37 protein-coding genes are annotated in these 25,548 nt (G+C 54.3%); 22 read left to right on the top strand and 15 right to left on the bottom strand.

Going from position 1 to position 25,548, the window contains the following annotated elements; all coding sequences use genetic code 11:
- Positions 1–49: 49 nt before the first annotated feature.
- Positions 50–553, top strand: coding sequence for an META domain-containing protein (locus AB1S50_RS03050; protein WP_367148929.1), 504 nt, complete (start codon positions 50–52; stop codon positions 551–553).
- Positions 554–731: 178 nt separating this feature from the next.
- Here AB1S50_RS03050 and smrA read toward each other — a convergent pair whose 3' ends face one another.
- The 15 genes from smrA to AB1S50_RS03130 all read right to left on the bottom strand — a co-directional run bounded on the left by smrA (position 732) and on the right by AB1S50_RS03130 (position 12,215).
- Positions 732–1,328 carry a DNA endonuclease SmrA gene (smrA, locus tag AB1S50_RS03055; RefSeq protein WP_367148930.1) on the bottom strand — a complete coding sequence of 199 codons (597 nt, stop codon included), beginning with the start codon at positions 1,326–1,328 and terminating at the stop codon, positions 732–734.
- A 217-nt stretch (positions 1,329–1,545) separates the two neighbouring features.
- Positions 1,546–2,409 (bottom strand): SDR family oxidoreductase, encoded by an 864-nt coding sequence (locus AB1S50_RS03060; protein WP_367148931.1) that lies wholly within the window; start codon positions 2,407–2,409, stop codon positions 1,546–1,548.
- Positions 2,410–2,439: 30 nt separating this feature from the next.
- Positions 2,440–2,892 (bottom strand): acyl-CoA thioesterase, encoded by a 453-nt coding sequence (locus AB1S50_RS03065; protein ID WP_367148932.1) that lies wholly within the window; start codon positions 2,890–2,892, stop codon positions 2,440–2,442.
- 573 nt (positions 2,893–3,465) lie between these two features.
- Positions 3,466–4,200 carry a phage antirepressor KilAC domain-containing protein gene (locus tag AB1S50_RS03075; RefSeq protein ID WP_367148934.1) on the bottom strand — a complete coding sequence of 245 codons (735 nt, stop codon included), beginning with the start codon at positions 4,198–4,200 and terminating at the stop codon, positions 3,466–3,468.
- 53 nt (positions 4,201–4,253) lie between these two features.
- Positions 4,254–4,820, bottom strand: a complete 567-nt coding sequence (locus AB1S50_RS03080) for a BRO-N domain-containing protein (RefSeq protein WP_367148935.1) — start codon at positions 4,818–4,820, stop codon at positions 4,254–4,256.
- 453 nt (positions 4,821–5,273) lie between these two features.
- Positions 5,274–5,807, bottom strand: a complete 534-nt coding sequence (locus tag AB1S50_RS03085; RefSeq protein ID WP_367148936.1) for a hypothetical protein — start codon at positions 5,805–5,807, stop codon at positions 5,274–5,276.
- Positions 5,808–5,875: 68 nt separating this feature from the next.
- Positions 5,876–6,700: a DUF2303 family protein gene (locus tag AB1S50_RS03090; protein WP_367148937.1), complete on the bottom strand. Its 825-nt coding sequence runs from the start codon at positions 6,698–6,700 to the stop codon at positions 5,876–5,878.
- Positions 6,701–6,759: 59 nt separating this feature from the next.
- On the bottom strand, positions 6,760–7,116 hold the full coding sequence (locus AB1S50_RS03095) for a hypothetical protein (RefSeq protein ID WP_367148939.1): 357 nt from the start codon (positions 7,114–7,116) through the stop codon (positions 6,760–6,762).
- Between the two features lie 107 nt (positions 7,117–7,223).
- The gene (locus AB1S50_RS03100; protein WP_367148940.1) at positions 7,224–7,676 is read right to left on the bottom strand and encodes a hypothetical protein; all 453 of its coding nucleotides are present in this window, start codon (positions 7,674–7,676) and stop codon (positions 7,224–7,226) included.
- A gap of 79 nt (positions 7,677–7,755) precedes the next feature.
- Entirely contained in the window at positions 7,756–9,357 is a 1,602-nt protein-coding gene (locus AB1S50_RS03105) for a YqaJ viral recombinase family protein (RefSeq protein WP_367148941.1), read from the bottom strand.
- The gene (bet, locus tag AB1S50_RS03110; RefSeq protein WP_367148943.1) at positions 9,354–10,121 is read right to left on the bottom strand and encodes a phage recombination protein Bet; all 768 of its coding nucleotides are present in this window, start codon (positions 10,119–10,121) and stop codon (positions 9,354–9,356) included. Before bet ends, AB1S50_RS03105 begins: the two co-directional genes overlap by 4 nt.
- A gap of 10 nt (positions 10,122–10,131) precedes the next feature.
- Positions 10,132–10,458: a hypothetical protein gene (locus tag AB1S50_RS03115; RefSeq protein ID WP_367148944.1), complete on the bottom strand. Its 327-nt coding sequence runs from the start codon at positions 10,456–10,458 to the stop codon at positions 10,132–10,134.
- Positions 10,455–10,949 (bottom strand): HNH endonuclease, encoded by a 495-nt coding sequence (locus AB1S50_RS03120; RefSeq protein ID WP_367148946.1) that lies wholly within the window; start codon positions 10,947–10,949, stop codon positions 10,455–10,457. The genes AB1S50_RS03115 and AB1S50_RS03120 overlap by 4 nt, the downstream gene beginning before the upstream one ends.
- Positions 10,946–11,335, bottom strand: coding sequence for a hypothetical protein (locus AB1S50_RS03125; RefSeq protein ID WP_367148948.1), 390 nt, complete (start codon positions 11,333–11,335; stop codon positions 10,946–10,948). The genes AB1S50_RS03120 and AB1S50_RS03125 overlap by 4 nt, the downstream gene beginning before the upstream one ends.
- Before the next feature lie 208 nt (positions 11,336–11,543).
- The gene (locus tag AB1S50_RS03130) at positions 11,544–12,215 is read right to left on the bottom strand and encodes a LexA family protein (RefSeq protein WP_367148950.1); all 672 of its coding nucleotides are present in this window, start codon (positions 12,213–12,215) and stop codon (positions 11,544–11,546) included.
- Positions 12,216–12,298: 83 nt separating this feature from the next.
- Between AB1S50_RS03130 and AB1S50_RS03135 the strand changes: the two genes are divergently transcribed.
- The 21 genes from AB1S50_RS03135 to AB1S50_RS03235 all read left to right on the top strand — a co-directional run bounded on the left by AB1S50_RS03135 (position 12,299) and on the right by AB1S50_RS03235 (position 25,498).
- Entirely contained in the window at positions 12,299–12,559 is a 261-nt protein-coding gene (locus tag AB1S50_RS03135) for a helix-turn-helix domain-containing protein (RefSeq protein WP_367149023.1), read from the top strand.
- 51 nt (positions 12,560–12,610) lie between these two features.
- Positions 12,611–12,925 (top strand): CII family transcriptional regulator, encoded by a 315-nt coding sequence (locus AB1S50_RS03140; RefSeq protein WP_367148952.1) that lies wholly within the window; start codon positions 12,611–12,613, stop codon positions 12,923–12,925.
- Between the two features lie 60 nt (positions 12,926–12,985).
- Entirely contained in the window at positions 12,986–13,195 is a 210-nt protein-coding gene (locus AB1S50_RS03145; protein ID WP_367148953.1) for a hypothetical protein, read from the top strand.
- Entirely contained in the window at positions 13,185–14,036 is an 852-nt protein-coding gene (locus AB1S50_RS03150; RefSeq protein ID WP_367148954.1) for a helix-turn-helix domain-containing protein, read from the top strand. Before AB1S50_RS03145 ends, AB1S50_RS03150 begins: the two co-directional genes overlap by 11 nt.
- The gene (locus AB1S50_RS03155) at positions 13,993–14,352 is read left to right on the top strand and encodes a hypothetical protein (protein WP_367148955.1); all 360 of its coding nucleotides are present in this window, start codon (positions 13,993–13,995) and stop codon (positions 14,350–14,352) included. Before AB1S50_RS03150 ends, AB1S50_RS03155 begins: the two co-directional genes overlap by 44 nt.
- A 1-nt stretch (position 14,353) precedes the next feature.
- Positions 14,354–14,593, top strand: a complete 240-nt coding sequence (locus AB1S50_RS03160) for a hypothetical protein (protein WP_367148956.1) — start codon at positions 14,354–14,356, stop codon at positions 14,591–14,593.
- Positions 14,586–15,083 (top strand): recombination protein NinB, encoded by a 498-nt coding sequence (locus tag AB1S50_RS03165; RefSeq protein WP_367148957.1) that lies wholly within the window; start codon positions 14,586–14,588, stop codon positions 15,081–15,083. The genes AB1S50_RS03160 and AB1S50_RS03165 overlap by 8 nt, the downstream gene beginning before the upstream one ends.
- Entirely contained in the window at positions 15,055–15,495 is a 441-nt protein-coding gene (locus AB1S50_RS03170) for a hypothetical protein (protein ID WP_367148958.1), read from the top strand. The genes AB1S50_RS03165 and AB1S50_RS03170 overlap by 29 nt, the downstream gene beginning before the upstream one ends.
- Complete coding sequence (locus AB1S50_RS03175; protein WP_367148959.1) at positions 15,479–16,171, top strand: hypothetical protein; 693 nt, start codon at positions 15,479–15,481, stop codon at positions 16,169–16,171. Before AB1S50_RS03170 ends, AB1S50_RS03175 begins: the two co-directional genes overlap by 17 nt.
- A gap of 389 nt (positions 16,172–16,560) precedes the next feature.
- Positions 16,561–17,424 (top strand): DUF6731 family protein, encoded by an 864-nt coding sequence (locus AB1S50_RS03180; RefSeq protein ID WP_367148960.1) that lies wholly within the window; start codon positions 16,561–16,563, stop codon positions 17,422–17,424.
- On the top strand, positions 17,421–17,831 hold the full coding sequence (locus AB1S50_RS03185) for a hypothetical protein (RefSeq protein WP_367148961.1): 411 nt from the start codon (positions 17,421–17,423) through the stop codon (positions 17,829–17,831). Before AB1S50_RS03180 ends, AB1S50_RS03185 begins: the two co-directional genes overlap by 4 nt.
- A gap of 84 nt (positions 17,832–17,915) precedes the next feature.
- A complete protein-coding gene (locus AB1S50_RS03190; RefSeq protein WP_367148962.1) occupies positions 17,916–18,293 on the top strand; it encodes a D-Ala-D-Ala carboxypeptidase family metallohydrolase in 378 nt (125 codons plus the stop codon).
- Positions 18,293–18,802 carry a hypothetical protein gene (locus tag AB1S50_RS03195; protein WP_367148963.1) on the top strand — a complete coding sequence of 170 codons (510 nt, stop codon included), beginning with the start codon at positions 18,293–18,295 and terminating at the stop codon, positions 18,800–18,802. Before AB1S50_RS03190 ends, AB1S50_RS03195 begins: the two co-directional genes overlap by 1 nt.
- Positions 18,799–19,023 (top strand): phage holin family protein, encoded by a 225-nt coding sequence (locus tag AB1S50_RS03200; protein WP_367148964.1) that lies wholly within the window; start codon positions 18,799–18,801, stop codon positions 19,021–19,023. Before AB1S50_RS03195 ends, AB1S50_RS03200 begins: the two co-directional genes overlap by 4 nt.
- Positions 19,013–19,261, top strand: coding sequence for a hypothetical protein (locus AB1S50_RS03205; RefSeq protein ID WP_367148965.1), 249 nt, complete (start codon positions 19,013–19,015; stop codon positions 19,259–19,261). The genes AB1S50_RS03200 and AB1S50_RS03205 overlap by 11 nt, the downstream gene beginning before the upstream one ends.
- 12 nt (positions 19,262–19,273) lie before the next feature.
- Positions 19,274–19,798, top strand: a complete 525-nt coding sequence (locus tag AB1S50_RS03210) for a terminase small subunit (RefSeq protein WP_367148966.1) — start codon at positions 19,274–19,276, stop codon at positions 19,796–19,798.
- Complete coding sequence (locus AB1S50_RS03215) at positions 19,791–21,272, top strand: phage terminase large subunit (protein ID WP_367148967.1); 1,482 nt, start codon at positions 19,791–19,793, stop codon at positions 21,270–21,272. The genes AB1S50_RS03210 and AB1S50_RS03215 overlap by 8 nt, the downstream gene beginning before the upstream one ends.
- The gene (locus tag AB1S50_RS03220) at positions 21,272–23,308 is read left to right on the top strand and encodes a portal protein (protein WP_367148968.1); all 2,037 of its coding nucleotides are present in this window, start codon (positions 21,272–21,274) and stop codon (positions 23,306–23,308) included. Before AB1S50_RS03215 ends, AB1S50_RS03220 begins: the two co-directional genes overlap by 1 nt.
- 9 nt (positions 23,309–23,317) lie before the next feature.
- Entirely contained in the window at positions 23,318–23,563 is a 246-nt protein-coding gene (locus tag AB1S50_RS03225) for a hypothetical protein (RefSeq protein WP_367148969.1), read from the top strand.
- Between the two features lie 6 nt (positions 23,564–23,569).
- Entirely contained in the window at positions 23,570–24,571 is a 1,002-nt protein-coding gene (locus AB1S50_RS03230; RefSeq protein WP_367148970.1) for a hypothetical protein, read from the top strand.
- Between the two features lie 9 nt (positions 24,572–24,580).
- Entirely contained in the window at positions 24,581–25,498 is a 918-nt protein-coding gene (locus AB1S50_RS03235) for an SU10 major capsid protein (protein WP_367148971.1), read from the top strand.
- Positions 25,499–25,548 lie beyond the last annotated feature (50 nt).

The following is a 25,548-nucleotide window of genomic DNA, read 5'->3' on the forward strand; positions in this document are numbered from 1 at the left end:
ACGGGCGGCGGTTTTTGCGTTTTAATAGCATAAAAAAGAGGTCCGCGCCGTGGAAGCATTTCGCACTCTGTCGCCAGTGCACCTGTTGCTGTGGATAACGCTCAGCGCGATACTGCTGGGCGGCTGCGGAAAATTGCAGAAATCCGAGCAAGCGGACAGCAGCCGGCAATCCTATATCTGCGAGCACCAGTGGCTGTTGCAAAGCCTCTCCGTGGACGGCCGGCAGCACCGCTACCGCATGTTGTGGCAGAAAGTCTGGCGCGACCGCCCCTACCTTACCTGTGACAAACTCGGCCATGTGCGCGGCAGCGCTGGCGCCAACCCCTACACGGCCCGCTTTTCCCTGTCCCAAAACGGCGATTTTTCCTGGCAGGAGGCCCCGAAAATTCTGCGTATGGGCGATGTCGAGGACAGCGACGCACTGGAAGAGGATTTTCTCGAGGCTTTATCGCGCAGCGGCAGTTTGGTGGTCTCGGAGAATACACTGATTCTGCAGGATAAAAGCGGTTCCTCGCGGCTCGTGTTCCGCCGCGCCGATGAAGTTGGCAACTAGGGCCACATGGTCCCGCGAAAAAAGGCGGCCCCAGGGCCGCCATCACTCTAAGTCGAGAAATCCCACAGAGAGAAGGTCAACAATGTCCCGACAGCCGCTCGAAATTCACCCATGCGGCGGGCGGGGACATCGTTGCGAATTTATTTTAGTTGCCGCTTGTGACAATCAAATGACCGGATTAAAAAGGGCGCCGCTGGTGCCGTTCGAGATTTTCCTGCCTTTTGCGCTCGCTCTTGCGCAGTAAAACGTAGGTGGCACCCATACCACCATGCTGTTTTTGCGCACTGTGGAAGGCCAACACTTCTGCAAGTTGCGGCAGCCAACTGTTGACACAGCTTTTAAGCAGGGCCGGCTGCTTCCGCCCCGCGCCCTTGCCGTGGGTAATCAAGGCACAGCGCACGTCGGCCTCGACGCAATCGCGCACAAATTCAAACAGTGCGCGGCGAGCCATTTCCACCGTGTGGCGATGCAGATCCAAACGCGCATCCACCCGGTACCTGCCCAGGCGCAAGTTGCGGTAAACCCCGTTCTGCACCCCATCGCGCTTGAACTCGATTGGATCCCAGGGGGCCACCGACTCCAGGTACTCCCCATCCCCCGCCAGCGGATTCAGCTCACTGGACTGCTCCCGGGTGGCGGACTGGCGCCGCGCACTCTGATTAAGCACAACATGGGCCCGCTCGGTTTGCAGGGTCACCCTGCGCTCTTTCTGCAGCGGCTTGACGTCACCCAGTTGCCCCAGGGCACGGCGGAAAATATCGCTGTCGCTTGTCACCGTCCTGTCTCTCCAGTGGCAGCAGAGCTAACTCGGTTATTGTGAACAGGCCCTAGCAGGTTGTTGAAAAAGGCATCCTGCCTGTTTCAAAACACGAAAAGCGAAAAATGTGATTTTCACTTTTCTTACAAATCAACGACTTAGACGTCGCCGATTTTGCCGGAACATCTATGTTCCGGTAGCAGGCTGTTGAAATTCGAAGAATTTCAACAGCCTGCTAGTCCAGAAACAGGTCCACAGCCAGTTGGTCGGCCATGTCCGGATTGTGCGCATACTCCACAAAGTTGGTCACTCCGCGCTCCCGCAGCAGTTCCTCGTCGATCAGCTGCTGGCCGCTGAGCACACCCTTCTCGGTGCACAGGATTTCGTAAGCTGCATCCGCCATGATGACCGGCTTGCGGCTCTGCTCGAACATCTCCCGACTGCCCACCGCGAATTCAATCGCCGCGGTTGCCACCAGGGTTCGCGGCCAGAGTGTGGCGACACTGATTCCCGTATCGCGCAACTCCTCGGCCAGACCCAGGCTAAGAATCGTCATGCCGAACTTGGAAAGAGCGTAGGGCGCACAGGGCCCCAACCACTTGGGCTGCAGATTCAGGGGCGGCGACAGACTCAGAATATGGCCGTTGGTGGACTTTTTAATATAGGGAATCGCCAGATGGGCGGTGAGGTACACGGCGCGGCTGTTGATGCTCTGCATCAGATCATAGCGCTTCGGGGGTGTGGACTCGACGTTGGTGAGATTGATGGCGCCGGCATTGTTGATCACCGCATCGATACCACCGAACCTGTCCGCCGCAGTGGCCAGTGCATCCGCCACCTGCGCCTCTTCACGCACATCCACCTGCAGCGGCAGTGCCTGGCCACCGGCAGCTTCCACTTCCTCCGCAACCGAGAAGATGGTCCCGGGCAGTTTGGGGTGGGGCTGGGCGGATTTCGCCGCAATGACGATGTTGGCCCCATCGGCGGCACATTTGAGCGCAATCGCCCGACCGATGCCGCGGCTGGCGCCGGTGATAAACACTGTCCTGCCGCGCAGGGCTCCGGTATTTTCACTCAGGGTAATCGGCTCTTCGCCCATGTTCACTCTCCAGGGTGGTCCCGGTATTGGTCAATGTGGGTCAGCGGCCGGCAGGGTCACAACCGCAGGGGTATAGGTGTCCCTGAAGGCCTGCGGCATACGGCGCGGTCTGCCGCTGGATAATTCAATGCATACCATTTGCCACTGCGCCCGCAGGATAAGTGCGCCGTCCGACAGGCGAAACACCTGAAACCTGCGGGTCAAATTGATACGCCCGTCCACCATGGTCAGCCAGGTGCCGAACAGGAGTTCATCACCCTCTCTGGCGGCCAGTATATAGTCGTACTCGGCGCGGCGGATTGCCATTCCGCGGTCCAGTTGCTGGTAGTGGGAGACATCCAGCCCCAGGGCAATACTGTGGGCCCAGCCGGTCCGCTCACACCAGCGCACATACTCGGCGTTGTTCACGTGGTGCAGCCCGTCCAGCTGTTCCCCCGTCACTTCGACCCGCCACTCAAAGGGCCGGGGCAAATCCCACTTCATTGTCACTCCACCTCAGCTACCGGGGACAGACAGACCCCGCACTCTCCGGCACGAGGCTATGCCATTGGCCGCGCTGCGGCAAGTCGCCGCCAGTGGCGACCCAAAATGCAAGAAGGCCCCGATGGGGCGCTATAATATTCAATAAAATCAATAAGTTATATTTGATTTGGTGCAAATTTGGTGCACCATGATACAACTTCTTTCCATACTCTTGCTACTAGCTAATGTGGCTGACCAAGCGCAGGCCAAACAAAAAAATACCTATATGATTCGCGGGCGGCCAGATCCAGAATTTCTTGAGGGGCGCTGTCTCTTGGCCCAGTCTCGCACTTCTTCCGATACCCATCGGCGCCCTCCCACACCAGTGATCTTCACTGGCTGTGGGAATCCCGGCTTTGCGGTCAGCCTGAAAACGGTTGACTCGCTGCAGCTCAAGTAGGTAGCAATATCTTCACTGGTCCATAGCCGGCCATGCGCACCTCGAAGAGCTGCGGTGATTGTATCTACAATCTTTTCAACTTCGTTCATTGTTCCTTCCTGCAATTCAAGGCGTGACCAAAACAGCCCCCTTGTTCAGCCTGCCTCGGCAACATCAAACACCGCTGCCAGTTTGGTCAGCCCCTTGGGGGTAATACGGACCTGCTCAATCACCCTCTCGCTACCGTCTGAGCGCTCCACGGTCGTTACCTTGTGTTCGAGATAGCCTGTTTGAATACGGCCCTGATAGGCTGTCCAGCTACCACCTGGGCGCCGGTAGATCCACCTATGTGCCTGGAGCCAGGCGAACAGGTCTTTAGGGCGCAACTGCAGGTCTTTGGCGGCGTTGGTGATACAGAGGGAACCGTCGCTTGTGGCGAGGCGGTCGTAGGCTTCCACTTTGGGTTTCAGTTCGGCCACCTCACCCTCAAGGCGTAGGCGTTCCTGCTCGGAGTCCATGGCTATCTTGAGGATGTCCATACGGCTCAGGTCCTGGGGCTTGGCTGTATAGCTGCCGGTTTTGCGGATACTGGGCAGAACATGGCCTACCACCCACTCCTCGAAGGCTTGGGCCCCTGGGAGCTTGGAGCGCATGATCAGGCGGTAAACATCGCGTTCAGGGATGACGGTTACTTTTTGCTCTCTGCCCATGGCGTCACGAATCGTTACCCCATCGGAAACGGCAGCTTTGCAGTGATCGCCAATGGCCTTCCTGGTGTTTTTGTAGCCCAATATCTCAGCCACATCCTTGCCGACAAAGTAGGGTTCGTCTTCGCGCTTGACGGTGCGCACTAAATTCTGATGGAAATTAAAAGGAATGATGTCGGTCATCGTTTCTCTCCTTGTCGTTCCTTGAGAGGTTTTGCTTGTATTCGGTGAATAGTTCATGCGCCATCCTCCAATAGAAGCCCTCGCCCGGTTGCGGCCTTGAGCTGTTGCAGATCTTGCGTCAGGCATTCAGCCAGGGCGGCCGTTTTTTGACTTATCTTGATCATTGCGTCGCAGCGGGTGGCGAGGCGGATCAGGTCAAGGTAGGGCACTACCACCGGGTTATCTGGCAGGCGCATTTGGGCCACCATGGCGTTTAGCAGGGCGTATTTGTCGGCGTCTGTGGTTTGAGTGGTGTGGTAGCCGCCAGTCTTTCGGATGGAGGGCAGGACTTCCGAAGTAACCCAACGGCGGAACTCCTGGGCCTTGGGTTTGCGGCTCTTGAGTACAGCATGGTACAAGCCGGACTCATTGATGACGGTCATTTCTTGATCACCGCCAGGGGTGGGCACAATGTGCCTACCCTTTTCGTCGTCATCTAGGTTGCGTGCTAAATCCTTGGCTGTTGCGTACTCCAAGGCTGCCGCTATATCAGCAGCAACGAAACAGACTGCGCCATCAATATCTATGACACGAACAGTATGGGAGTGAAAGTCAAACGGAATGACAGGAGAGTTAGGCATGGTAGCCTCCTGAGAGAGCGGGTTATCCGCCACCAAGGAGTTACCAATCTCGAAATGGTGGCGGGGTAAACGGGTTGGTAATACCGCTCTCAGGAAACGGTGGGCATAAGTGCCCCCCGAATACCCCACCATAACAAGGAGGTTTCGCGCACAAAAAAAGACGCATACAGCTAAAGGCGTCTTCCCGGCGCCTGAGAAATACGGGTTACCAATCCCGACTCTCGATTTTGCGAGAGCGGGATAAGCATGGCACTGTTCCCCAATTCCTGTCAACTGGGGGGCAATGATCTTCCGTATTGGCGCCTTTTGAGTTGTCATGATTCCATACCACTGCATACGCTGCTGTATCTCACGTCTTCCTCCACTTAGCCCGCTTGCGCCAACTCTTCTGGCTTAATCTGTTTGCTCGTCCAGCGTGGTTGCGGCTTGTAGTGCTGCTAATGCTCGGAGTTTTCAATCCTTGGATGGTTCGCTAAACGCTGGCATGGCTTGCTGCAACACCCAGCAACCTGATTTGCCAATATTGGCAGTGGCTGCTCTATATCCGAAGCTTCCAGGAGTGTGGAGAGCGGCAGCGAGTTTTGGCATCATGTATTCCAATAGGGGATTACTGAATTTCGCTTGCAAATCGTTGATAGCGGCTTCGCATTGATCCAACATCTTCGTCAACTCTTCTGAGACGTGGTCGGTAACAGCCTGGGCCTCTATAAGTTCACGCGACTCCTTGGCAGACATAAGGCGGTAGGCCACGATGTCCTTTTCATGATCGATGTGATCCCATTCCCCAAGGGGTAGTTCAAACGAGTCACTGGCAAATACAGCATGCTCTGCGCCCTGACACAGACGGATGGCGATTGGGGTACCCGCTTCAATTCCTGCAGGAAGTTTCCCAGTTTCGTTCCCTGCGAACTTTGTCCACCCAGAGATTTCAGCCTGTGATGCTTCAGCAGTTTCGTGGGGTTGGGCACTTTCTATTCTTACATCCATAATTAGATCCTTTTAAAAAGGGGCCCAGTACCTGCGGCCCTAAGCTTGGGGGTACATCCGACTGTTAATTACGCAGCAAAACTGCCGATATAGGTGCTGATATCTGGATTGAATACACCAGCCAGCTTTTCCTGCAACTCTTTTCCCATATCCTCTTGGGTTGCTTCCAGATGTTTAATACGGGCGGTAAGCGCGGGTTCATCGCCACTCGCTAGAATGGACAAACGCAGATAAAAGTCGCGAGAGTCCAGGCCGTTATAGGGGATGCATTCAAACTTAAAGCCTGCTGGTAAGCCTTCATCACTACGAGCTTCAATTTTTTCCAAAGCACTACGACTTGTATTGAAGTCCTGAGCCTCGTGCTCTTCTTTTCTGGAGGATTCGATGGTAAGTCGGCGTATGGCAGCAATGGCTTTACTGTTCGGGATTGCTTCGCTGTCACTGGAATAGAAGGTAATATTTTCCGAATAGTCCTCCATAAACTCCGCCATGCGCTTTTGTTTATAACGCTCGCCGTTCAGTTGCAGCAGACTCTGGAATTCTGCGGTCTTGACTAGACCAAGATTCGCAGTGAAGTCACCGTGGCCAGGTTGGGATACACTGCCCAGGTTGAAAACAGTCACTGCTGCCATGCGTTCAGGATTGACAAAACAGACGGACTTGTCGTTGCCAAACTCCAGGCAGTAGGACATAAAATCCCCTAGTGAAGTGGTTTCCATACTGCCACGATAGCGGTTACGGCCAGGGAGATACTTTTCCAGGCTGCGGACATCAAAATCCCTTGGAGTGGCGAGTACAGGCACATCTAGTTTGGCATTGCCAATAATGGCTGCCAGCTCTGCAGTGGTTTGAGATTCCTTGATCTCCTTGATTGCGCTTTGATCCATGGACATTTGGGGTTTTCCTTTAATGATCTTGGCGGGTGGTTAGTGAAAGCCGGTGACTCTTTGAGCTACGACTTTCGGATTGGGGTTACTTCGCTATTGATACCCCCTTTCTTGTCGAACATCTGATCCTGCTTTTCAGGGAAAAAAGACAGGGCGCCCTTGGTACCGACATACATGGGGGTAGAGGTGGCATTGTCCTCGGAGATAGAGCCGTGGTTGGTGGGTTTTTTATATTTCAGGGTATGCTCTATTTGCACCTGATGGCTATTCTTGATTTTCCCCATCTTAAGGGTGACCTGAACTTCGCCTTTGCGGTCATAGTCAGTTACCGCAGAGGCAACATCGCTCAAAATATGAGCAAGCTTTTCCTCAAAGACGCCACCATCAAGTTCTGAAATAAACTGGTTTACGCTAGTGGTCATAAAATGCTCCAATTTGTAAAAAATAGGCCCCGTACTGGCGGCCCTAACGGTTACTGCTGACTGAGTGCGCCGGGGCGCTGGATAAAATGGATTACTACTACCGTGTACTACCGTGACCCAAAATCGTCTTTGACCCTGGTGATTATTTTTCTGTTGGCAGGGATATGGTGTTCACTGTAGGGCGATGCTTGGTCAATGTGTTCCTCAAAATATGCAAGGCAGGCTTCAAATCCGCCATTGTCACTTAGCTTGGATAATTCCTTGTAATGGTCCCCCTTCAAAATGAGACGCAAGCTGTTGTCTTCATACGTGGGGGAATACCCAAGGATGATAATCGCTGTTTCTGGCCCACTAACAAACAATGGGTTATTGTCCAGTTGCAGGTAGTAGTGCTTGGTTTTGGGCTTTTCTTGTTTCTCAGGACTGCCGCCATTCAAAAAAGCTGCACGATTGGCTGCATCTTCTTGGCTTGAGTGATCCGACTCCGGCTCCCACTGACCATCTGGTGTATAGAATCCAACGGTCCAAAGTTCGGATTCCATTTTCTTATAAACGTACATGTCCCTCTCCTTAATTTTAATTACAGCTGAGTTTACTTACCCTTACTGTTACTGCGTTTTTCAATGTCCAGGGTGTTGGTTAAAAATTGCTTGCAAGGGCGTCACCGGTCCTCTGTAAATCCATACCCAAAAGCCACTCAATGACTTCTGATTCAGGGGCGCGGTAGTGCTGGGCAAGTATCCCAATAATTTCCTTGTCGGTTGGGCGCTCATGCTTCAACGCGAAGGGTCCGTGATTAGCCGAGTCGCTTTTGGACGTTTCAGTTATTGCCACTGACGGATGACGGGCGGTTGTCGACTGCTCTGGGCAATTCAGGGCGACTTGGTTAGCTTCTTCCGATTTCGCTTGAGCCTTGGCCTGTTCCTCGTGAAAAATGCGCCGACGCTCTTCCTCCAGGGGGGTGCGCTCTTGCGTTTCGTGCTCTGTGATTCGGTTCTTGATAACGGCCTGCAGGTCTTCCGGCTGTTTCAGAACCAACTGCTGGCGGTCTGCAAACAGGAAGTCACAGCCAACTTCGGTCAAGGTCTCAAGGTTGCTCCGGATCAACGCGGCTGTTTCGGTAGCCTCGATCTTTGCCCGGGCGACCTCGTTGTCTGCGGCATCACGGAGGGTGGCAATAGTGCGCTTGCCCTTCATGGCAGAATTGAAGTCGGTGATGATCTGCGGGAGGGTAGCGCCGGACAGCCCTTCGTTCAGCTTTGCAATGTGCGTGTCCACCGTTTGGCGGCCATCCTGGGCAATTTGGAGTTTGATAGCCTTCTTCTGCTCTTTTACCAGCTTCTCGGCCATCAAGCGGTTATCGCGGGCCAGCTGGTGCAGCATGTCCTTGCGGCGCTTGGCATTGTCCACGGCTTCGACCTGGGCCAGTAGCTGAGCTTCTGCTTGTTCCAGGGCGGATTCCGCTTTCTTGAGCGCTTTCACTTGGGCTTCGAGATCTGCGAAATCCTGGTCGGTCTGGGGATCACGGATCAGCATCTTGTTGACAAAGTGCTGCAGGGCAGACTCGAAGCGATCGAAGTTGTCGGTAACGATCAGCGAGCCGTCGACCTGGATGGATACAGCCGGCAGGTCTTTCGGGGTTTCCGCCACCGGGTTCTCTGCAATATCTCGCGGCTGGTGGCTGGCCAAGTCCACGTCGAATTGGTTCCAGCCAGCTCTAATAGCTGCCAGTCGTACCTGGGTGCTGGTATACCAAAACCAGCTGCAGTTCTCCCGGGTGCCGTCGCTGGCCATGAACAAGCATTTCTCGGCACCAGCTACCAGCAGCTGCTGGTCCATCTGGATCTTGTAATGTTCGTCCAGGGTTTCCACCGTGGCGGTACGCAGTTCTTCATTAATCAGCTTGTGCTCCCAGATCACGTCCTCCAGCATCGTGATGCCGTCGAAACTGGCCAGAAGCCTTTCATCATCATCAAGGGCAGTGGCCGGGAATAGCTCGTCGCCGATGATTTCCTCAGCGATCACACGGGCGGCAGCCTCTGCTGCGTGACCCTTGTTGAAAATAGCCTGCTGGGCAGCGCTAACCTCTGGTGCGATACCAGTAGCCTTCTGCTCCAGCAGCGCGGAACGGGACTGGTACTTACTCCTGCCCATCATGGCTGGGGCTTCGCTGGCGGTGTGATGTTGTGCGCGCAGAGAGCGCCACTCGGGACTACCCTGGGTGACGTTGATGGTTTTCATGCGGTCTTCTCCAGTTTGGCGACCTGCTCATCGCTGAGGGTGTATTTGCTGGCCAGCGACGCGATAACGTCACTGGCTGATTTCTTGCCGGACTCAACTACGGGGAGGTACTTCTCGACAGTTTCCTGCGGGCAATGAGGCAGCTCGGCGGGCTCCTCGATCACAATCTCCGCCTTACCCATGTCGCGCTCAGTCTGCTCTCCGATCCGCTGGGCTTCGTCATCGTCGTAAATTCCGACGAATCCGAACGCTAGGCGAGCGCACTGGATCATGGCCTTGTGGCGAAGAAAGCGTTTCGTGTGGGTCTGCCAGGGGCCTTTCATGCCTTGCTTGAACGGTTCCCGGTAAACTTCGTCCAAGTATTCACGGACAACGACGGGGCGGCTGCGGTCTTTCCGGTACATGACGCACTCGACCCACTCGTGACAAGGCTTGTCGCAGCTGCGAGGGGTCACGGTGTCGTCCGAATATCGGAATTCCATCCCGTCGAATTCGCAGTGGCTGTTGATGATCCGGCTCCAGCCATCCACACCAACAACCGGCACAATGCCGTTTTGCTTGTCGGGGAAGGCATAGATTTCCCGAGTGAACGGGTTTAGCTTGTACTGGTCGGCAACCACTAGCAGGGCCATCATTTGCTCATTGCTAGGGGCCGATCCGTCACGCTGTTTAAATGCAGTGGCCTTCAGAGTCTCGAACATCTTTGCCCCGTCAACTGCATAGCGGTCGGAGAATTTCTCCACCAAGCTTTTCTTCGTGTTCATTGCAATTCCCTTAAATGAATGTTTCTTCGCATTCCCAGTTGACTTTGCGTTTGGCCGCTTTCTGCTGCGACTCGTTTAAGATGACCTCGCTTTCACCCACCCAGATACCACGGCGCAGATCGCCGACGGGGTAAGGGTTTTCACAGTGACCCCAGCGCTGATAGGACTGGCGGCATCGCTCGCGAATGGCTTTGCAGACCCCTTCCCACCATTCCATGTCACAAGCGCGAACCACGGTTACTTTCAGGTCAGGAAACGGGTAGCTGGCCCGACGACTGGCGGCGACCACAGTGGCGCTAATGCTGGATGTATCGAGGTTGAGTCGTATGGGTTTCATTGCTCAGCCACCTCCGCTCGCATTGCTTCGCGCAGCCGAACCTTCTCCATCACGGGCAGATTTCCGGCTTTGAGATTGCAGGGTTTGTGAGCCAGCACCAGGTTCTCTAATCGGTTTGGGCCGCCCTGATTGAGTGCAACCAGATGCTCCTCCGTGACATCGCGGCCAAGCGGTTGCCCACAGTAGAAGCACTCATCACCGTCTCGGTTCAGGAGCTGTTGCTTGCGCCTACTGCAATAGGTCCGCTTCGTTGGCTTTCCTTTTCCAGCCCACTTGCTGCCGTTTAAATAGGCGTTTAGCGCTTCCGTCACGATTGGGCCGCTGTTGTAGATATTTTTGTTTTTGGTGTTTCGATAGAGGACGCCAACACCTTGAGCGCATCGGAAACGAATTACTTCAAGCTCATTCGTCGTTGGCAACATTTCAGCGCCCTGGGCTGTCAACCACTTTATGAACCGGATAATGCGGCGGTCGGATAGCTTCTTGCTCATTCCAGCCAACCCCAGCAGCGAGCCTCGGCTGAGAACTCCTCAAAATGCTCCTCGGCAATGTGTGCAATAGCGTTGCGGGCGGCTTTTTGAAGCTTGAGTCCAGCCTTTGCTGCGTCTTGAAGTGATAACCAGCCGATGTGTTCAGGGCCGGTACTATCGAAGTTCCCGGCCAGGCTGTCGATCCGATCTGCCATTGCATCGGCGAACAATTCGTAGGCGCGCACAGCAGCTTTGCTCAAAACTCCGCGCTCTTTAAACAAGCGGCACTCGATGAACTCGGCGACTGCCTCGATGTCCTTTTGGGTGATTTCCCGCTGGCTGTCCTGGTGACACTCGTAGTCGGGCAGGGCTTCCTCTACTGGCCTGGCTGAGCTGGTGGCGTACATAACTGTTCTCCCTATTGCTATCGAAACAATAGCAATAGCTATCCATAAAGGCAATAGCAAATGCTAAAGTTTTAAGAAAGAGTGTCGGAGAAGCTATATGAGCAAGGCGTCAAGAGGGGGGTATGAAGAAATAGGCTTGGAGGCTTCTTTTAAAAGTAAAGGGGCATTTAGCGACATTCTATGCCTCTTGCCATGCCCTGGGTGGTGCTTATAGGTCGAACTCTACCTTCTTGGCTACGCCCACGATGCGGCAGTTGCCATTGATCAGAATGGGGGCGTAAGTCGGATTAAGTGGCTTCAAGTATTTGTTCGGGCCGTCGATGGCTAAGCGCTTAAGGGTGGCTTCTTGGGTATCTTCTAATTTGGCAACGACGATAGAGCCGTTTGTGTAGTCCGCATCAGGGTCGACGATTACTACGGAGCCCTCGGGTATTGAAAGTCCAACAGGGGCAGTCATAGAGTCGCCCTGAACACGCAATGCGAAAGCGTGTGGGCCGACGCGAGCAGTTGTTTCGCGCCACTCTTCCGCTTCTCCTGGTTGGAATGTATCGACAGCCTCGGCCCAGTCCCCAGCTTGCACCCAGCTAATAAGGGGTACCCTGGCGCAAATTTCAGGACCTGGGGCCAAGTTAGCATGGGGGGTGACTAATTTCTTTTTCGCACTAGAGCTCTCTTCAGATGGATCATCAAGCGTCAAGGGCTTCAGCCCCAGCTTTCCCTCCATTTTTCGGGCTGCTTTTTCCCCAAAGTTTCGGTGCTTGTTTAGGAGCTGAGAAACATAGGTTGGATCCACCCCATGGCGGCGGCCAAATTCCGCTTTGCTTTTGTACTGATTAACTAGTTGGCGGAGATTTTCCCGCCTGATCTCACCTATATCCATCCCGGTATTCTTTCAGATGTTAGCAAAACGTAAATTGACGAATGCTATTGCTGGATGCGATAGCGTATGCTATCGTTTTTTGTATGAATGCTATCTCTAAAGCCGTTTCTCTAGTTGGGACGCAGAAAAAAGTTGCCGACATGCTGAAGATCCCTCCGGCATGTGTATCACAGTGGTGCAACGGTGTTCGGGGAGTACCGCCCCGCCACTGTAGGAGAATAGAACAGGCTACTAACGGCGTCGTCACTCGCTACGACCTGCGCCCCGATATTTTTGGTTCAGCACCCGAAGAAGGTTCTGTCACCACGCAAACAGTGACGAATCGCGGTTGTAGCGACTCATAGGGCTATTTGTCGAAGCGATAGCTGAGTAGAGCAACATACAGGAACCCTCGCATGGATTTGTTGAGTGAAGAATCGCGGCAAGTGTCGGAAAGAGCCAGAAAGAACCTTTCCGCTCTATTGACCGGCCTTTCTCGGGTGGGGCAGGTGAATGTCGCGCGTTCGCTTGGCTGCTCCGAGGCGAAGGTCAGCAAGATGAAGGATGGTGACCTTGAGATGTTCGCAAAGATGTTGGCGGCGTGTGAGTTGAAGGTGGTTCCAACGACCTATCGCTGTGCAAAGCCCGAGATTATTGATGCTGCCCTGGTATTTGCTCGGGCCGCGTTGGAGCAGACAGAGAGGTGTCAATCACTGGTATGGGACGACTGAAGCTCGTGAGGGTGGATTGGGTGGACAGCGCCCAGCCCTACGGCTGCTGGAGTCACCTGGGTGGGCGACCTGCCACCGCTGGAAGTGGTGGAGTGCAAGACGGTGGGATGGCTGGTTGCGGAGAGTGATGAGGTGCTGATGCTGGCCCAGAACCTCGGAGACGTGAATACCGAGAGCGCTCAAGCATCCGGCTTGATGCGTATCCCTAGAGTCTGTGTCAAGCGAATAGCTGATTTGTGTCAACTGGGCGGAGGTGTCAATGAGCGATAAACGCGCGTTTGAAGGCGTTTGGATTCCAGCGGAACTGTGGCTGTCTAAAGACTTGAGCCTGCAGGAAAAGGTTATGCTGGTGGAAATCAATAGCCTGTCCGTAGATCCTGTCAGAGGCTGTTACAAGTCCAACAAGGCGTTCGCCGAATTCTTCAATCTGTCCCCATCCCGGGTGTCTGAAATCATCTCCAGCCTGGAGAAAAAAGGCTATTTGACGATCACCCAAAAACGCGACGGAAAGCGTATTTGTGAACGTAATATTTTTGTAAGCGGAGGGTATTCGGAATCCCGAAGGGGGTATTCGGAAAACGCGGAGAACCCTATTCGGAATCCCGAAGGGGGGTATTCGGAAAACGCTGAAGAGAGCAGTACAGATAAGAGCAATACAGTAAGAGTAATACAGGGGAATGCAGAAAATCACGCCCCTGCTAAACGGAAAAAATCTTCCCTGGACTTTGCTTCCTGGCCTGAGGTGCCAAGTGCTAGCGTGCTGAGTGACTGGAAAGCCACCCGCAAGGCCAAGCTTACACAAACTGCTGTCAACCGGATGGCTATTGAACTCCGCAAAGCCGCTGCCGCCGGTTACTCCGTTGATGACTGCCTCAGTGTGTGCTGTGAGCGCGGCTGGAGAAGTTTCCGCCTTGAGTGGCTAAAAAACCATGAGCAGAGGAGTGATCATGCGAAGTATCAATCAAGTTCTGGCCAACCCAGCAAGCTCGAGCGTATCCGCCAGCAATGCGCGGCCAACTTTGCCGCCGCCGAGGCAGCAGAAGCTGCTGAACGCGATGTGGGCACGAATGACGCAGCTGTTTGGCCACAAATGGGTGTCTCAGGAGGGTGAGCCGGGCAATGAGCGGGAAGGCTACTCTCCGAACTTCCTGCTGTGGGCGCAGAAGACAGCTCACCTCAACGATGCAGCATGGAAGCGGGGCTTTGACCGGTTGGAATTTATGGTCAGGGAAGCGGGGAGGCAGGGCGACGAAGTGTGGCCCCCGAGCTATGCCGCCTTTTTGGGAATGTGTGAAAAACCTCATGGAGAAATGGCTCACAAGCTATTCAAACCGCTTGCTTTACCTGACAAGGCCGCGCAGGAGCGCTCCAGGTCGATTGGTAGCAAGACACTGGGCGACCTGAGATCCCTGCTTGCGGAGGCCTGATATGTCCTGGATGACTGTAAGTGACATTGCACAGCGGCTGAAATCCGCAAGCGAGGAAAGCCCCTTGGCTGTTTTCAGTGTTGAAGAGCTGGGGCACAGGTGCGAGGGGCTATACGACGTGGTATTCGCCAACACTGCTAGAGCTCAGCAGCGGATTGAGCAGGGCAATAGCTTGATCGGCGTATTTTCCAGACCGTCCCAATTAGCTGAGGCGCTCGTGAGGAGTGAAATGAATGATTGAGGGTGAATTCTGGGTGGTGCGGACTCCGGTACAGAAGGCCAATGCCCTGGACCACCTGAACCGCCTGACACCGGATTCTGAGAAGCCGATGGCGGTCAAGGTGGAACCGTTCAAGGAAACTCGCAGCAGTTTGCAGAACCGATTCTTGTGGGGCTGGGTATATGCAGAGATTGCCCGCCAGCTGGATGAGGCCGGCATAGTCATCCCTTGCGATGATGGCAGAGAGCATCCTTACACCAAGGAGCTACTGCACGAGATATTCAAGCAGAAGTTCCTAGCCATTGGCAGCATCGAGGCGAAGGGCAAAAGCATCACGCTGTACAGCTCCACCACGAAGCTGACGAAAAAGAAGTTCTCAGAGTATTTGGAAGATGTGCGCCGTTTTGTCTTTGATTTTTGGCACATCACCGTGACGGACCCCTATGCGGGGGAATACAAGGCCATTTGGGGAGAGTTGAGCCGTGGGTGTAAAGATCACAAGCGCGGATAAATGGTTCTCAAGGTGTGTGCGGGAAAGGGCTGGGTGGCGGTGTGAGGGCTGTCAAAGCGAATACCCTGAAAACAGCGCCGGGCTGCAATGTTCCCACTTTCATGGGCGAGGCAGCTACGCCGTTCGGTTCGACCCGGACAACGCCTTTGCGCACTGCACCCGCTGTCACTACTTCTTTGAGGGTAACCCTCACGAGTTCACCCGGTGGGTAAGGGAAAGACTCGGGGAGGGAGCCTACGACATCCTGCTGGAGAAAAAGCAGGTGGTGGACAATGCCCGATTCGCTAGGCGGGATGTGAAGCAAAGACACAAGAGCGAAATATCGAGGCATTACCGAGAGGAGTACCGCCGTATGCTGGCGCTGAAGAAGGACGGCGATATGGGACGAATAGAGTTTGTTGGCTATTTTTGAGGCGTATCATTACGGTCAAACCATGAGATTTCATACCGCTCGTCAAGCGTGGCACGATGCTTTCGATAGCCCCACACAGCAATCCGACTACGCGGCTGCCCTTAAAGCCCAAGCGGTGTTCGGTCGGAGTGCCAAGCGCTATACGGACGAGATTCGAGATGAAGATGGCAAAATAACGGCCAGGATGCCAGCACAGACTCTCTATGCGGTCGAAACTCGAGCAGGGAAGGGTAGTAGCGACCGGATCATGGACGCCTGTGAAAAGGGCCTGGTTCAAAACGTGGTGGCCAAGCTACGCCAAACCGATCCATTGGCCTACAGCTGGGGTATGGCTGCTTACGCGCCGCCGGCAGCGCGGTTCAAAGAGCGTGCCGTGCTCCTTCACTATCTGATGACCGAATTTGACCAATGGGGTGAGCCGCACAACAGAACCCAGGTCAGCAAGCTGGCCTTCTTCTGTATCAACGCCTGTGCCCTTCGGGATGTGAATGGGCGGCCTATCGATCTAAGGCAGGCCCGCACGATTTTAGGCTGCAATAAGTCCACCTGGGATCGGCGCTGGAAGAGCTTGTGGCAACGGTTTCAGAGACGTCTGGACCCACTTCCGGCCAAGGCATTAGGGCCGGTTTCTGATGTGGTGGAAAGATACAAAGAAAAATTGCATGCGAGTGGTTGACAGGGTTTGTGCCAGAGTGCTACTTTTTTTCTAGCTTGCGGTTACTCCGCATTGTACTTCAAGAACTCGCTTAAAGGCGGGTTTTTTTGTGCTTGCAATTCAGGGGTCTACTCCTATACTCTGTGGAAAATACTTGCGCTAGATTTGGGATTGGCGAATTTTGGTGCCATAGTACTACCCAAGATCATTTCTTTCTCAGAAATTTATTCTATTTATTTGACGGCATAAAAAGTATCGTGGAATTAGTGATAATAAAAATTCACAAATAAATTTGTGCGGAATGATAATAAAAATTTTTTGATGTCGTTACTTTTTGAAAAAGTAAGACGGATATATATGATTATAAAAATTGCTTAGAAAACTATGATTCTGGTCTACAAGGAGTAGTTGTGAAAGTTCATGCATTTAAAGTAGAAAAAACGTCTGAAAGTGCAGATTTAGTAAGTGTTTTGTCACTTATCGAGGCGGAAGAAAACTTACGTGAACGTATTAGAATGATTAATCAAACGGAATTTCGTGCGGAATCCATTGCGCGTCGCGATAATTGTTGGTTTCTTGATTTTGTTAGAATTCGCACAAGCCATGGCCCAGGACGGGTAAGTCGAGATACGGAAGTTGAAGGTTTTGATTTCGATGACGAAGAAGGGTTTGGAGAAGAAACAGCCGCTTTGTATGATCCAGATACAGGTTATATATTAATTCAATATAACCACTTTGGTGTTCGCGCTGGAGCTATAGCCGATTATTTAAGTGCTTTTGACGAGACCGTAAATAATCTTTATACCTTTAAACCAAAGTATGATGAAGATGTGGAGCGTCGATTGTTAAATCAAGGTATTACCAGAAAAATCGGTTTTACCTTAGATGTGAGTAAAATGTCGGAACAAGATAGGCAGCGTGGAGAGGCCCTTTCTGAGGTGATTAGCTACGGAAGAGAAACTGGGGCTGATAAAATAAAGTTAGAAATTTCTGTGAAAGGTGATAAAGGCAAAGGACTTTTGGAGAAAGCAAAGGCGGCTATCGACCCACTGAAAAGTATTTTCGGGCAAAATCCAGATGCAGTTACCAAGCTTGAAGTGGCCGGCAAAGAGGATAGAGATTCTGTTACGGAGGCGCTTGATTTAATTAGCCATAGGCTGTCCTCTGAATTTAATGATATAGAGCCCGGTACCGATTTGAGGTATCCGCGAAATGAACGATGGAATATCTTAATGCGCGCTAAAAATGGGTGGAGAAGCCTGCTCACATCATGAAACTAAAATTTGAGAAAGCCTACCCCTATATTCTAGCGATTATTGCCGGCAGTTTGTGGTGGATAATCAATATAGGCTTTCCGTCTGACAACGCAATAATATCCTCTACATTGAGCGTTTCGGGCATTTTTGTTGGTTTTCTTGCAACCAGCAAGGCAATTCTAATCAGCATGAACTCTCCATTAGTTTGCGAATTGAGAAAAAGCGGTTATATCAATGAGCTTGTTTCTTATATAGGTCAGGCCATATGGTTTAACCTAATATTTTGCACAGCCAACGTAGTTGGCTACTTTGTAAACCGTGCGGCTGAGTGGTATTCAATAATTTGGATTTCTCTTGCAGTTGGATCGTTACTAGCATTTGTGCGTGTTACGCACATTATGTTGAAAGTATTTAAATATAGCTAAACATTTGATTAGATATACTCAGACTTAAATCTTAAGCAAGCCCCAAGCCCGCCTAGTGCGGGCTTTTTCGTATCTGGTGATCCCATGTTCAAGAACGACTACTTCACGGAAGCGGAGTTGGCTTGCCGTTGTTGTGGCAAGAACCACTTCTCGGATGACACTTTGCGCCGATTGGTCAGGGTGAGGGAGCGGTTTAAGAAACCAATGGTGATCAACTCGGGTTTTCGCTGCCCCGCGCACTGCGCCAAGATTGGCTCCACCATGACGCACACTACGGGGCAGGCGGTGGATGTATCAGTTGCTGGTGGGCGGGCCTATGAGCTGCTGAGTATCGCGCAGAAGGAGGGGTTTACCGGTATCGGCGTAAAGCAGAAGGGCACTTATGGCGGACGATTCCTCCACCTGGATGATCTTGAACCCGTACCGGGTGAGCGTATCCGCCCCATAATCTGGAGCTACTAATGGACTGGAAAGCGATAGTTAAAAGCGTGGCGCCGACCCTGGGTGCTGCTTTGGGTGGCCCTGTTGCAGGAACGGCAGTCAAATTCTTGGCCGGCACCCTACTGGGTGATGAGAAGGCCACTGAACAGGATATTGCCAACACCATTTTGACGGCGAGCCCCGAACAGCTACTGGAACTGCGCAGCCTCGATAGCCAGTTCAAGCTCAAGATGCGCGAGCTGGACATCAATGTGTACCAGCTGGAAGTGGAGGACCGCAAGAGTGCACGGGAACTAGGCATTAAAGGGGGCCTGTGGGTTCAGGCGGTGCTGTCGTTTGTGTTTATCAGCGGCTATTTCTTCCTGACCTACCTACTGTTCTCCGGCAGCGTAGAGGTAACTCCGGCATTCGAACAGACCGGAACCCTGATGCTCGGCGTGATCACCGGCGCAATACCAATGATCCTGCAGTTCTGGTACGGCTCCAGCCAAGGAAGTAAGGAAAAGACAAAGGCGATGGTGAAACCATGACCTTACACGACCTGATGCGGGAGCTGGCGGAGAAGGCTGGCCACGCCACTACGGTAACCGCCGGTGCGATTGGTAGTCTCTACAGCCTATTTACCCAAAACCCCATTGGCTTCATCTGTGCTTTGGTAGCGGTCGCTTCTTTTGTGATGAATTGGTACTACAGCTACCAGCGCCACAAACTGGCCAGAGAGCGTAACAGGAGGGAACGTAATGGCGCGTAAAGACCGCAAAGCACCTAAAGCTTCCGTGGAGAAGCGGGGTCTGATCGCGACCCTCTTCAAGGGTCAGCCGGATCCCTTCAAGCCCGGAGTGCTGGTACGTATCGAAACAAAAACCTTGCGCGTACTGGAGAGTGACCGGGAGACGGTTACTTTCAATGTGGATGGCATGCCGTCTGTGTGGAAGCGCGCATGGCTGAACAGCTATGACAGTGGTCATATCTTCATTCTTCCCCAGTGAGACGCGAACACTATGGCAGCACCCAAAGGTAATCAGTTCTGGAAGGCCAGAACAAGGCACGGCCGAGAGAAGTTGTTCTCCAGCGCTGACGCTTTGTGGGAGGCTTGCTGCCAGTACTTCGAGTGGGTGGAGGCCAACCCCCTTTGGGAAGACAAGATCGTCAGCTCCAACGGTGAGCCTGTCAGCATGCCCATGTTTAAGATGCGGGCCATGACGATTGAAGGGCTTTGCCTGTTTTTGGGAATTACCACAAGGTGTTGGCAGCGTTGGCGGGAAAACGAAAGTGAAGATTTCGTTCGAGTCGTAGATAGGGTTGATAACGTGGTTCGAGAGCAGAAGTTCACAGGCGCTGCGGCAGGGCTGCTCAACTCCAACATCATCGCTCGTGACCTGGGCCTGAAGGATCAATCCACACAGGAGCTGACCGGCAAGGACGGCGGCCCCATCAAGCATGAACACCGGATGACCCCGACAAGGGCCCGGGAGGTGCTGGAGCGTCACGGCATAGACCCGGAGACAGTCGGCGGCAGTGACTGAGGCGGAGGAAGTAGAGCTCGCCGAGGCCCTGGAGGTCTTGGAGCGCGAGCGTGTGTTTCTGCAGGGTATCCCTCCACGTCTTCGATGTATTTTCAGTGCCAGGCAGCGAACCATCATCCTGGTCGGTGGCCGTGGATCCGCCAAGTCTTATACAGCCGCAAAGTTTGTGGCGAGGCGCATTGATTCCGGCCAGCGCTGGATGATGGCGCGGGAGTTCCAAAACAGTATTGATGATTCCGTCCACGCGCTGGTGAAGGCGCAGGTGGACGAGTTGCAATTGTCGGGCTGTCGCTACGACGGAACCCGGGTGTATGGCCCTTGCGGTGGCGAGGGCTTTTATCGGGGTCTTGCGCGCAACCTGGAGTCGATGAAGTCCACCTTTGCGCTCGATGGCGTGTGGGTGGAGGAAGCGGCAACCCTGTCGGAAAAGAGCCTGGATCTTCTGGCGCCCACGGTACGGGAAGAGGGCTCGCAGCTGCTGTTTACTCTGAATCGGGGTGCCAGTGCTGATCCGTTTGCGAAGCGGTACCTGGCCCCCTATGAGAAGCATCTGGCAAAGGATGGCATCTATCAGGATGACGACCTGCTGATTATCGAGATCAACTACCCGGACAACCCCTGGTTCCCGGAGGTGTTGGAACGGGACCGCACGCGGGACTTTGAATTACTCCCCCGGGCGAAATACAACCACATTTGGCTGGGTGCTTACGCCGATACCGTGGACAACGCCATCATAGAACCCGAGTGGTTCGATGCCTGTGTGGATGCCCACAAAAAGCTGGGCTTCGAGCCTGTAGGCCAGGAGCGTATCGGCTACGACCCCGCTGATGCTGGCGATGCAAAAGCAGTGGCCCATGTTCACGGCTCAGTGGTGTTGGATGTGCGATCAACCAATGCCGGTGATGTGGACAGTGCGACCAACTGGGCCCTGAGTTACGCCAATCGGCGCAAGCCGGACGCCTTTATCTGGGATGTGGTCGGTATTGGCGCCGGCCTTAAAGGGCAGGTCAGTAGCGGCCTGGCCGGCAAGAAGATCGAGCTGGTGGGCTTCAATGGTGCCGCTATTCCAGAATCCCCGGACGCTATCTACAAGCCGGAAGATGGCGAGATAGCGGAGCCAAAGACCAATCGAGAGACATTCGCGAATCGGAGAGCCCAGTTCTACTGGATGCTGCGGGATCGGATGTTCAAGACCTGGCTGGCGGTGGAAAAGGGCAGGTATATCAGCCCTGATGAGCTGATCAGCATCCGTGGTGATATTGAGGAGCTGGCGCAGCTGCGTTCCGAGGTGTGCCGTATCCCACGCAAATACGTGGCCGGCGGTAAGATTCAACTGCTGAGCAAGCCCGATATGAAAAAGCTGGGGATCGAGTCCCCGAACATGGCCGACGCACTGATGATGTGCATGGCCGAAGTGGCAGTCGATGATGACGACTTCGACTACTCCCGCTCCAACCCTGGAATCCGTTACTGATGGCAAAAAGCAAAACCGACATTCTGAAGCTGGCCGAGCAGTGCATCCGGTTATCTGAGGGTGACGATGATTCCACCAACGCGGATGACCGTGCCAAGGCGTACAAGTATTACTACGGCGAGCCCTTCGGTAATGAACGTGGCGACCGTTCCGACTATGTGAGCCGCGATGTGTTTGATGCGGTGGAGGACACCAAAGAGATTCTGCTGGAGGTATTTGGTTCCAACCGGGAGACGGTGAAGTTCACCCCGCAGGACCAGGACGATGTGTTGCAGGCCAAGCTCCGCACCAACTACTGCAATCGGGTGTTCAACAAAAACAACGCCGGCTATTCCGTCCTGCACGATTCCATCCAGGATGCGCTGCTGGCCAAGAACTGCACGGCGAAGGTGTATTGGAGTGAGGAGACCGAATATAAAACCAAGCTGATGCAAGGCATTCCCCCGGAGGACTATGCACAGCTGGAACACTCGGACGCCGAGATCATTCAGGCCGAGCAGGACGAAACCACTAGCCTGATTGATGCCGAGGTCAGAGTCCCGGTGGATGCCTCCCACATCGCTGTTGAGATTATTGCGCCTGAGCGGGTGATTCGGGATCCGAACGCTACCGAGCCGGGCGAGGCTCGTTTCTGGGGTGAGAAAAGCGATGTGACCCGTGCCGAGCTGGTGGAGATGGGTTTTGATCCTGAGCTGGTTGCCGGCCTGACCGCCGATGGTGATGCCCAGCACGAGATGGAAGAGCAGGCGCGCGAAGGTGTGGCCACTGGTGAGGATCTATTGGGCGAGCCCTCACAGGAGACACTGGAGCTCTATGAGCTGTTTATCTGGTGGGACGCCGAGGACGATGGCACCGCCCAGTTGCACCAGGTGTTCAAGGTGGGCAACAGCCTCCTCGATGTGGAGGAGGTCCAGCGCATGCCGTATTTCAATTGGGCGGCGTTGCGGGTCGCGCATCGATACGATGGTCTGTCGACCTGCGACATCATTGGCGATATTCAAAAGCTCAAATCTACCATCAAGCGTCAGATCGTCGATAACCTGATGATCACCAATAACCAGTCTCGCATTGCTCGCCAGGGCGCGTTTGTGAACCCTGCAGACTGGATTGATAACCCGGTGGGTGCGACTCACTGGGTGAAGAAAGACTTCAACGGCACTATGGCCGATGTGGCCTTGCCCGCGCCGGCGCCCCAACTCTCCGCGCACACCATGCCCACGCTAGAGATGCTGAACCAGGACAAAGAGCACCGGGCCGGTGTTTCGCGTCTGACCGCCGGCCTTAATCAGGCCGTGATCAGCAATCAAAACGCTGACGACATGATCAACCGCATGACCACCGCCGCCATGCGCCGTGTTATGGGTATGGCCAGGCGCTATGCCGAACTGTTCCTGATTCCGATCTTCCAGGAAATCTACACCCTGGGTCTTGAGCATGACCAGCAGGGCCTGATGGCGGAGGTGGATGGCGAATGGCAGCAGCTGGTGCCGCAGCAGCTGGGGGACGCGGTGGATATGGAGGTGACCACGGCGCTCACCCCTGACGATGCCGAGAGCCGTGCGCGGACACTTCTGGTGTTGCACAACACCCTGAGTCAAGGGATGCAGCTGGATCCGTCCATGGCCACACTCTATGGCCCCCAGAACAAGTACGCGCTGTTGCGCGAAGTATTTAAGCTCTCCGGTCAACCATCGCCGGAGTTCCTGACCGACCCACAGTCGGATCTAGCAGGACTGCAGAACCAATTGGCACAGATGGGCCAGCAGATGCAGCAGCTGCAAATGCAGAATCAGCAACTGCAGGGTGTGGTGCAGCAGGTCAGCCAGGCCGAGTTGGATATTAAGCAGACCGACGCCCAGACCCGTGCAGCCAAGGTGCAAGGCGACCTGTCCTTGAAGGCGCAGAAGCAGAGCCAGGACTTCACGCTCGGTGAGCGCAAGCAGACATTGGCCGAAGATGCCGAGGCGCATGAGCAGATGATCGACGAAGCTGAGCTGGTACTGGAGCGCACCCAACAGCGTCCTGTCAGCGTATAGGAAACCCCCATGAAAAAGCTTTTGAAGCGGGTCGGATCGACCTGCCTGCACCCGCTTGACCGCAAGGCGCGGGCCCGGGAACTGCTGGAACAGCCGGTTTTTCAGCAGGCGGTCAAGGATGTGATGGCGGACCTGCAGCGGGAGTGGCTGTACTGCGAGAACGCCAATCAGCGGGAAGAGCTGCACCGCCAGACCCGCGCTTTGTCCCGCGTTACGGAAAAGTTAAAAGCCTATTACCAACCAATCGAGGAATAACCAGTCATGCTGGACTCCGAAGACACAGAGCGCAACGCGCTCGACAACGCACTTTCCGAAATCATGGGTGAGGTGGAGGAGCCGAAAGGCCAACCAGAAGCCGAGACCGCAGATGAGGAAGAATCCCAACCTGAAGCTGACACTGAAACCGAGGAGGAGGTTGAATCCGAGGACTCCGAAGAGGAGCAGACCGAGGACGATGCCGATACTGAGGAAGAAGAGTCAGAGAACACCGAAGATGACGAGAGTGGCACTGAGCTGTCCGACGGCGCCACGCTCAATATCGACGGCGAAGAGGTATCGGTTAAGCAGGTGAAAGCCTGGCGCGATGCCGAGAAAAACTTTCAGGTGGGGTACACCAAGAAGTATCAAAAGCTGGCCGAAACCCAGAAGAGCGCGGACTCCAAGCTGGAGCAATCGGAGCAAATTCTGGGATTCCTGGAGGCGCAATTGAAAGCGCCGTTACAGCAGTTTCAGGGTATTGACTGGCAAGCGCTGCAAGTCAGCGACCCGGCCAAATACCAGGCGCTGCAGGGTCAGTTTCAGCAGGCCATGACTAGCCACCGGCAAGTAGAGCAGGCCGTCAAGCAACTACAGGACAAGGCGAAAGAGCAGCGCGATTCCGAGTTTCAGCGCAAGGCTCAAGAGGCTGTCGCCACCCTGAAGGAGATGCATGCGGACTGGAGCAACACACTTTATCACCAGGTACTGGATTACGCCGTGGAAAGCGGCGTGCCGCGTGAAGAGATCGCGCAGGAGGTTCGCCCCTGGGTGATTAGCGCATTGCTTGCCAATATGCGCTCCGCAAAGGCGCAAAAGGTCAAGGCCGAACCCAAACCCCAATCTGTTAAGAGAACTATCAAGCAAAAGGCAGCATCGAAGCCCCGCACCCAGGCGCAGAAGCGCGCCGATCAACTGAAGCGTGACCGCACTTTGGCCGCCAAAGGTGATCGCAGCGCCCAGAACCGGGTGATTGCGGCAGAGGTGGATGCCCAGCTTGGGCTCTGAGGAATTACCATGACGACTACTTATGATTCCGTCGGCAATGCCGAGGACTTCAAAGACGCGATCTTTGATACCAAAACCATCGACACCCCCTATATGAACATCGCCAAGAAAGCCAAGGCGACCGGCAAACTGCACGAGTGGCAGCAGCGCGACCTGACTGCGGCCGGTGACAATGCGGTTGTGGAAGGTGACGATAACCCCACCAAGACCTACACCCCGACTGTGCCGCGCTCCAATCGCGTGCAGCTGATGGACAAGGCCTTCAAAATCTCCGATACCCTGGAGGAGATTAAAAAGCACGGCCGCAAATCCGAGTTGCGCGACCAGTCAGCAGTAAAGCTGCGGGAACTCAAGAACGATGGCGAGCACGCCATGACCGGTATGCCCACTCAGGCCGCAGTGGCCGGTGATGGTTCCAGCACGGCGGCACGTATGGCGGGCCTCGCTGGTCAAGTGCATGCGGACAACCGTGTGGATCACTCCGGGGATGGCGGTACTACACCGACCAAATTCACAGCCGCCAACGGAGAGGCTTCTATCAAGAAGGGTCAACTGGTGGCGTACAACTCCGGCGGCAACCCGGATACGCTGTTGATCAATCCAGAGCACGCGGACGCTATTGCCGGCTTTGCTCAGCAGACCGGCCGCAACCGCGATATTGAGGACAAGCGCCTTGTGGACTGTATCGACATTATCGACACGCCACACGGCTCCCTGTCGGTGGTGAAGGGCCGCTTCATGGACAGTACCACCATTCTTGGAATCGATTCCGAGTACGCTGATGTGGCCGTCCTGCAGCCGGCCAAGCTGAAGACTCTGGCGGTCACTGGTCACTCCCAGCCGATGATGTGGAAATGGGAGGGTTGTGGCGATGTCCTCAACAATAAGACGTGGTTTGTGATCGACCATATCGATCCAGCCGCTTAATTCATAAATCGCAGCAGCAGGGCGCCTCCGGGCGCCTTTTTTATTGGGTG

Source organism: Microbulbifer discodermiae (genome assembly GCF_040742695.1).
Lineage (GTDB): Bacteria > Pseudomonadota > Gammaproteobacteria > Pseudomonadales > Cellvibrionaceae > Microbulbifer.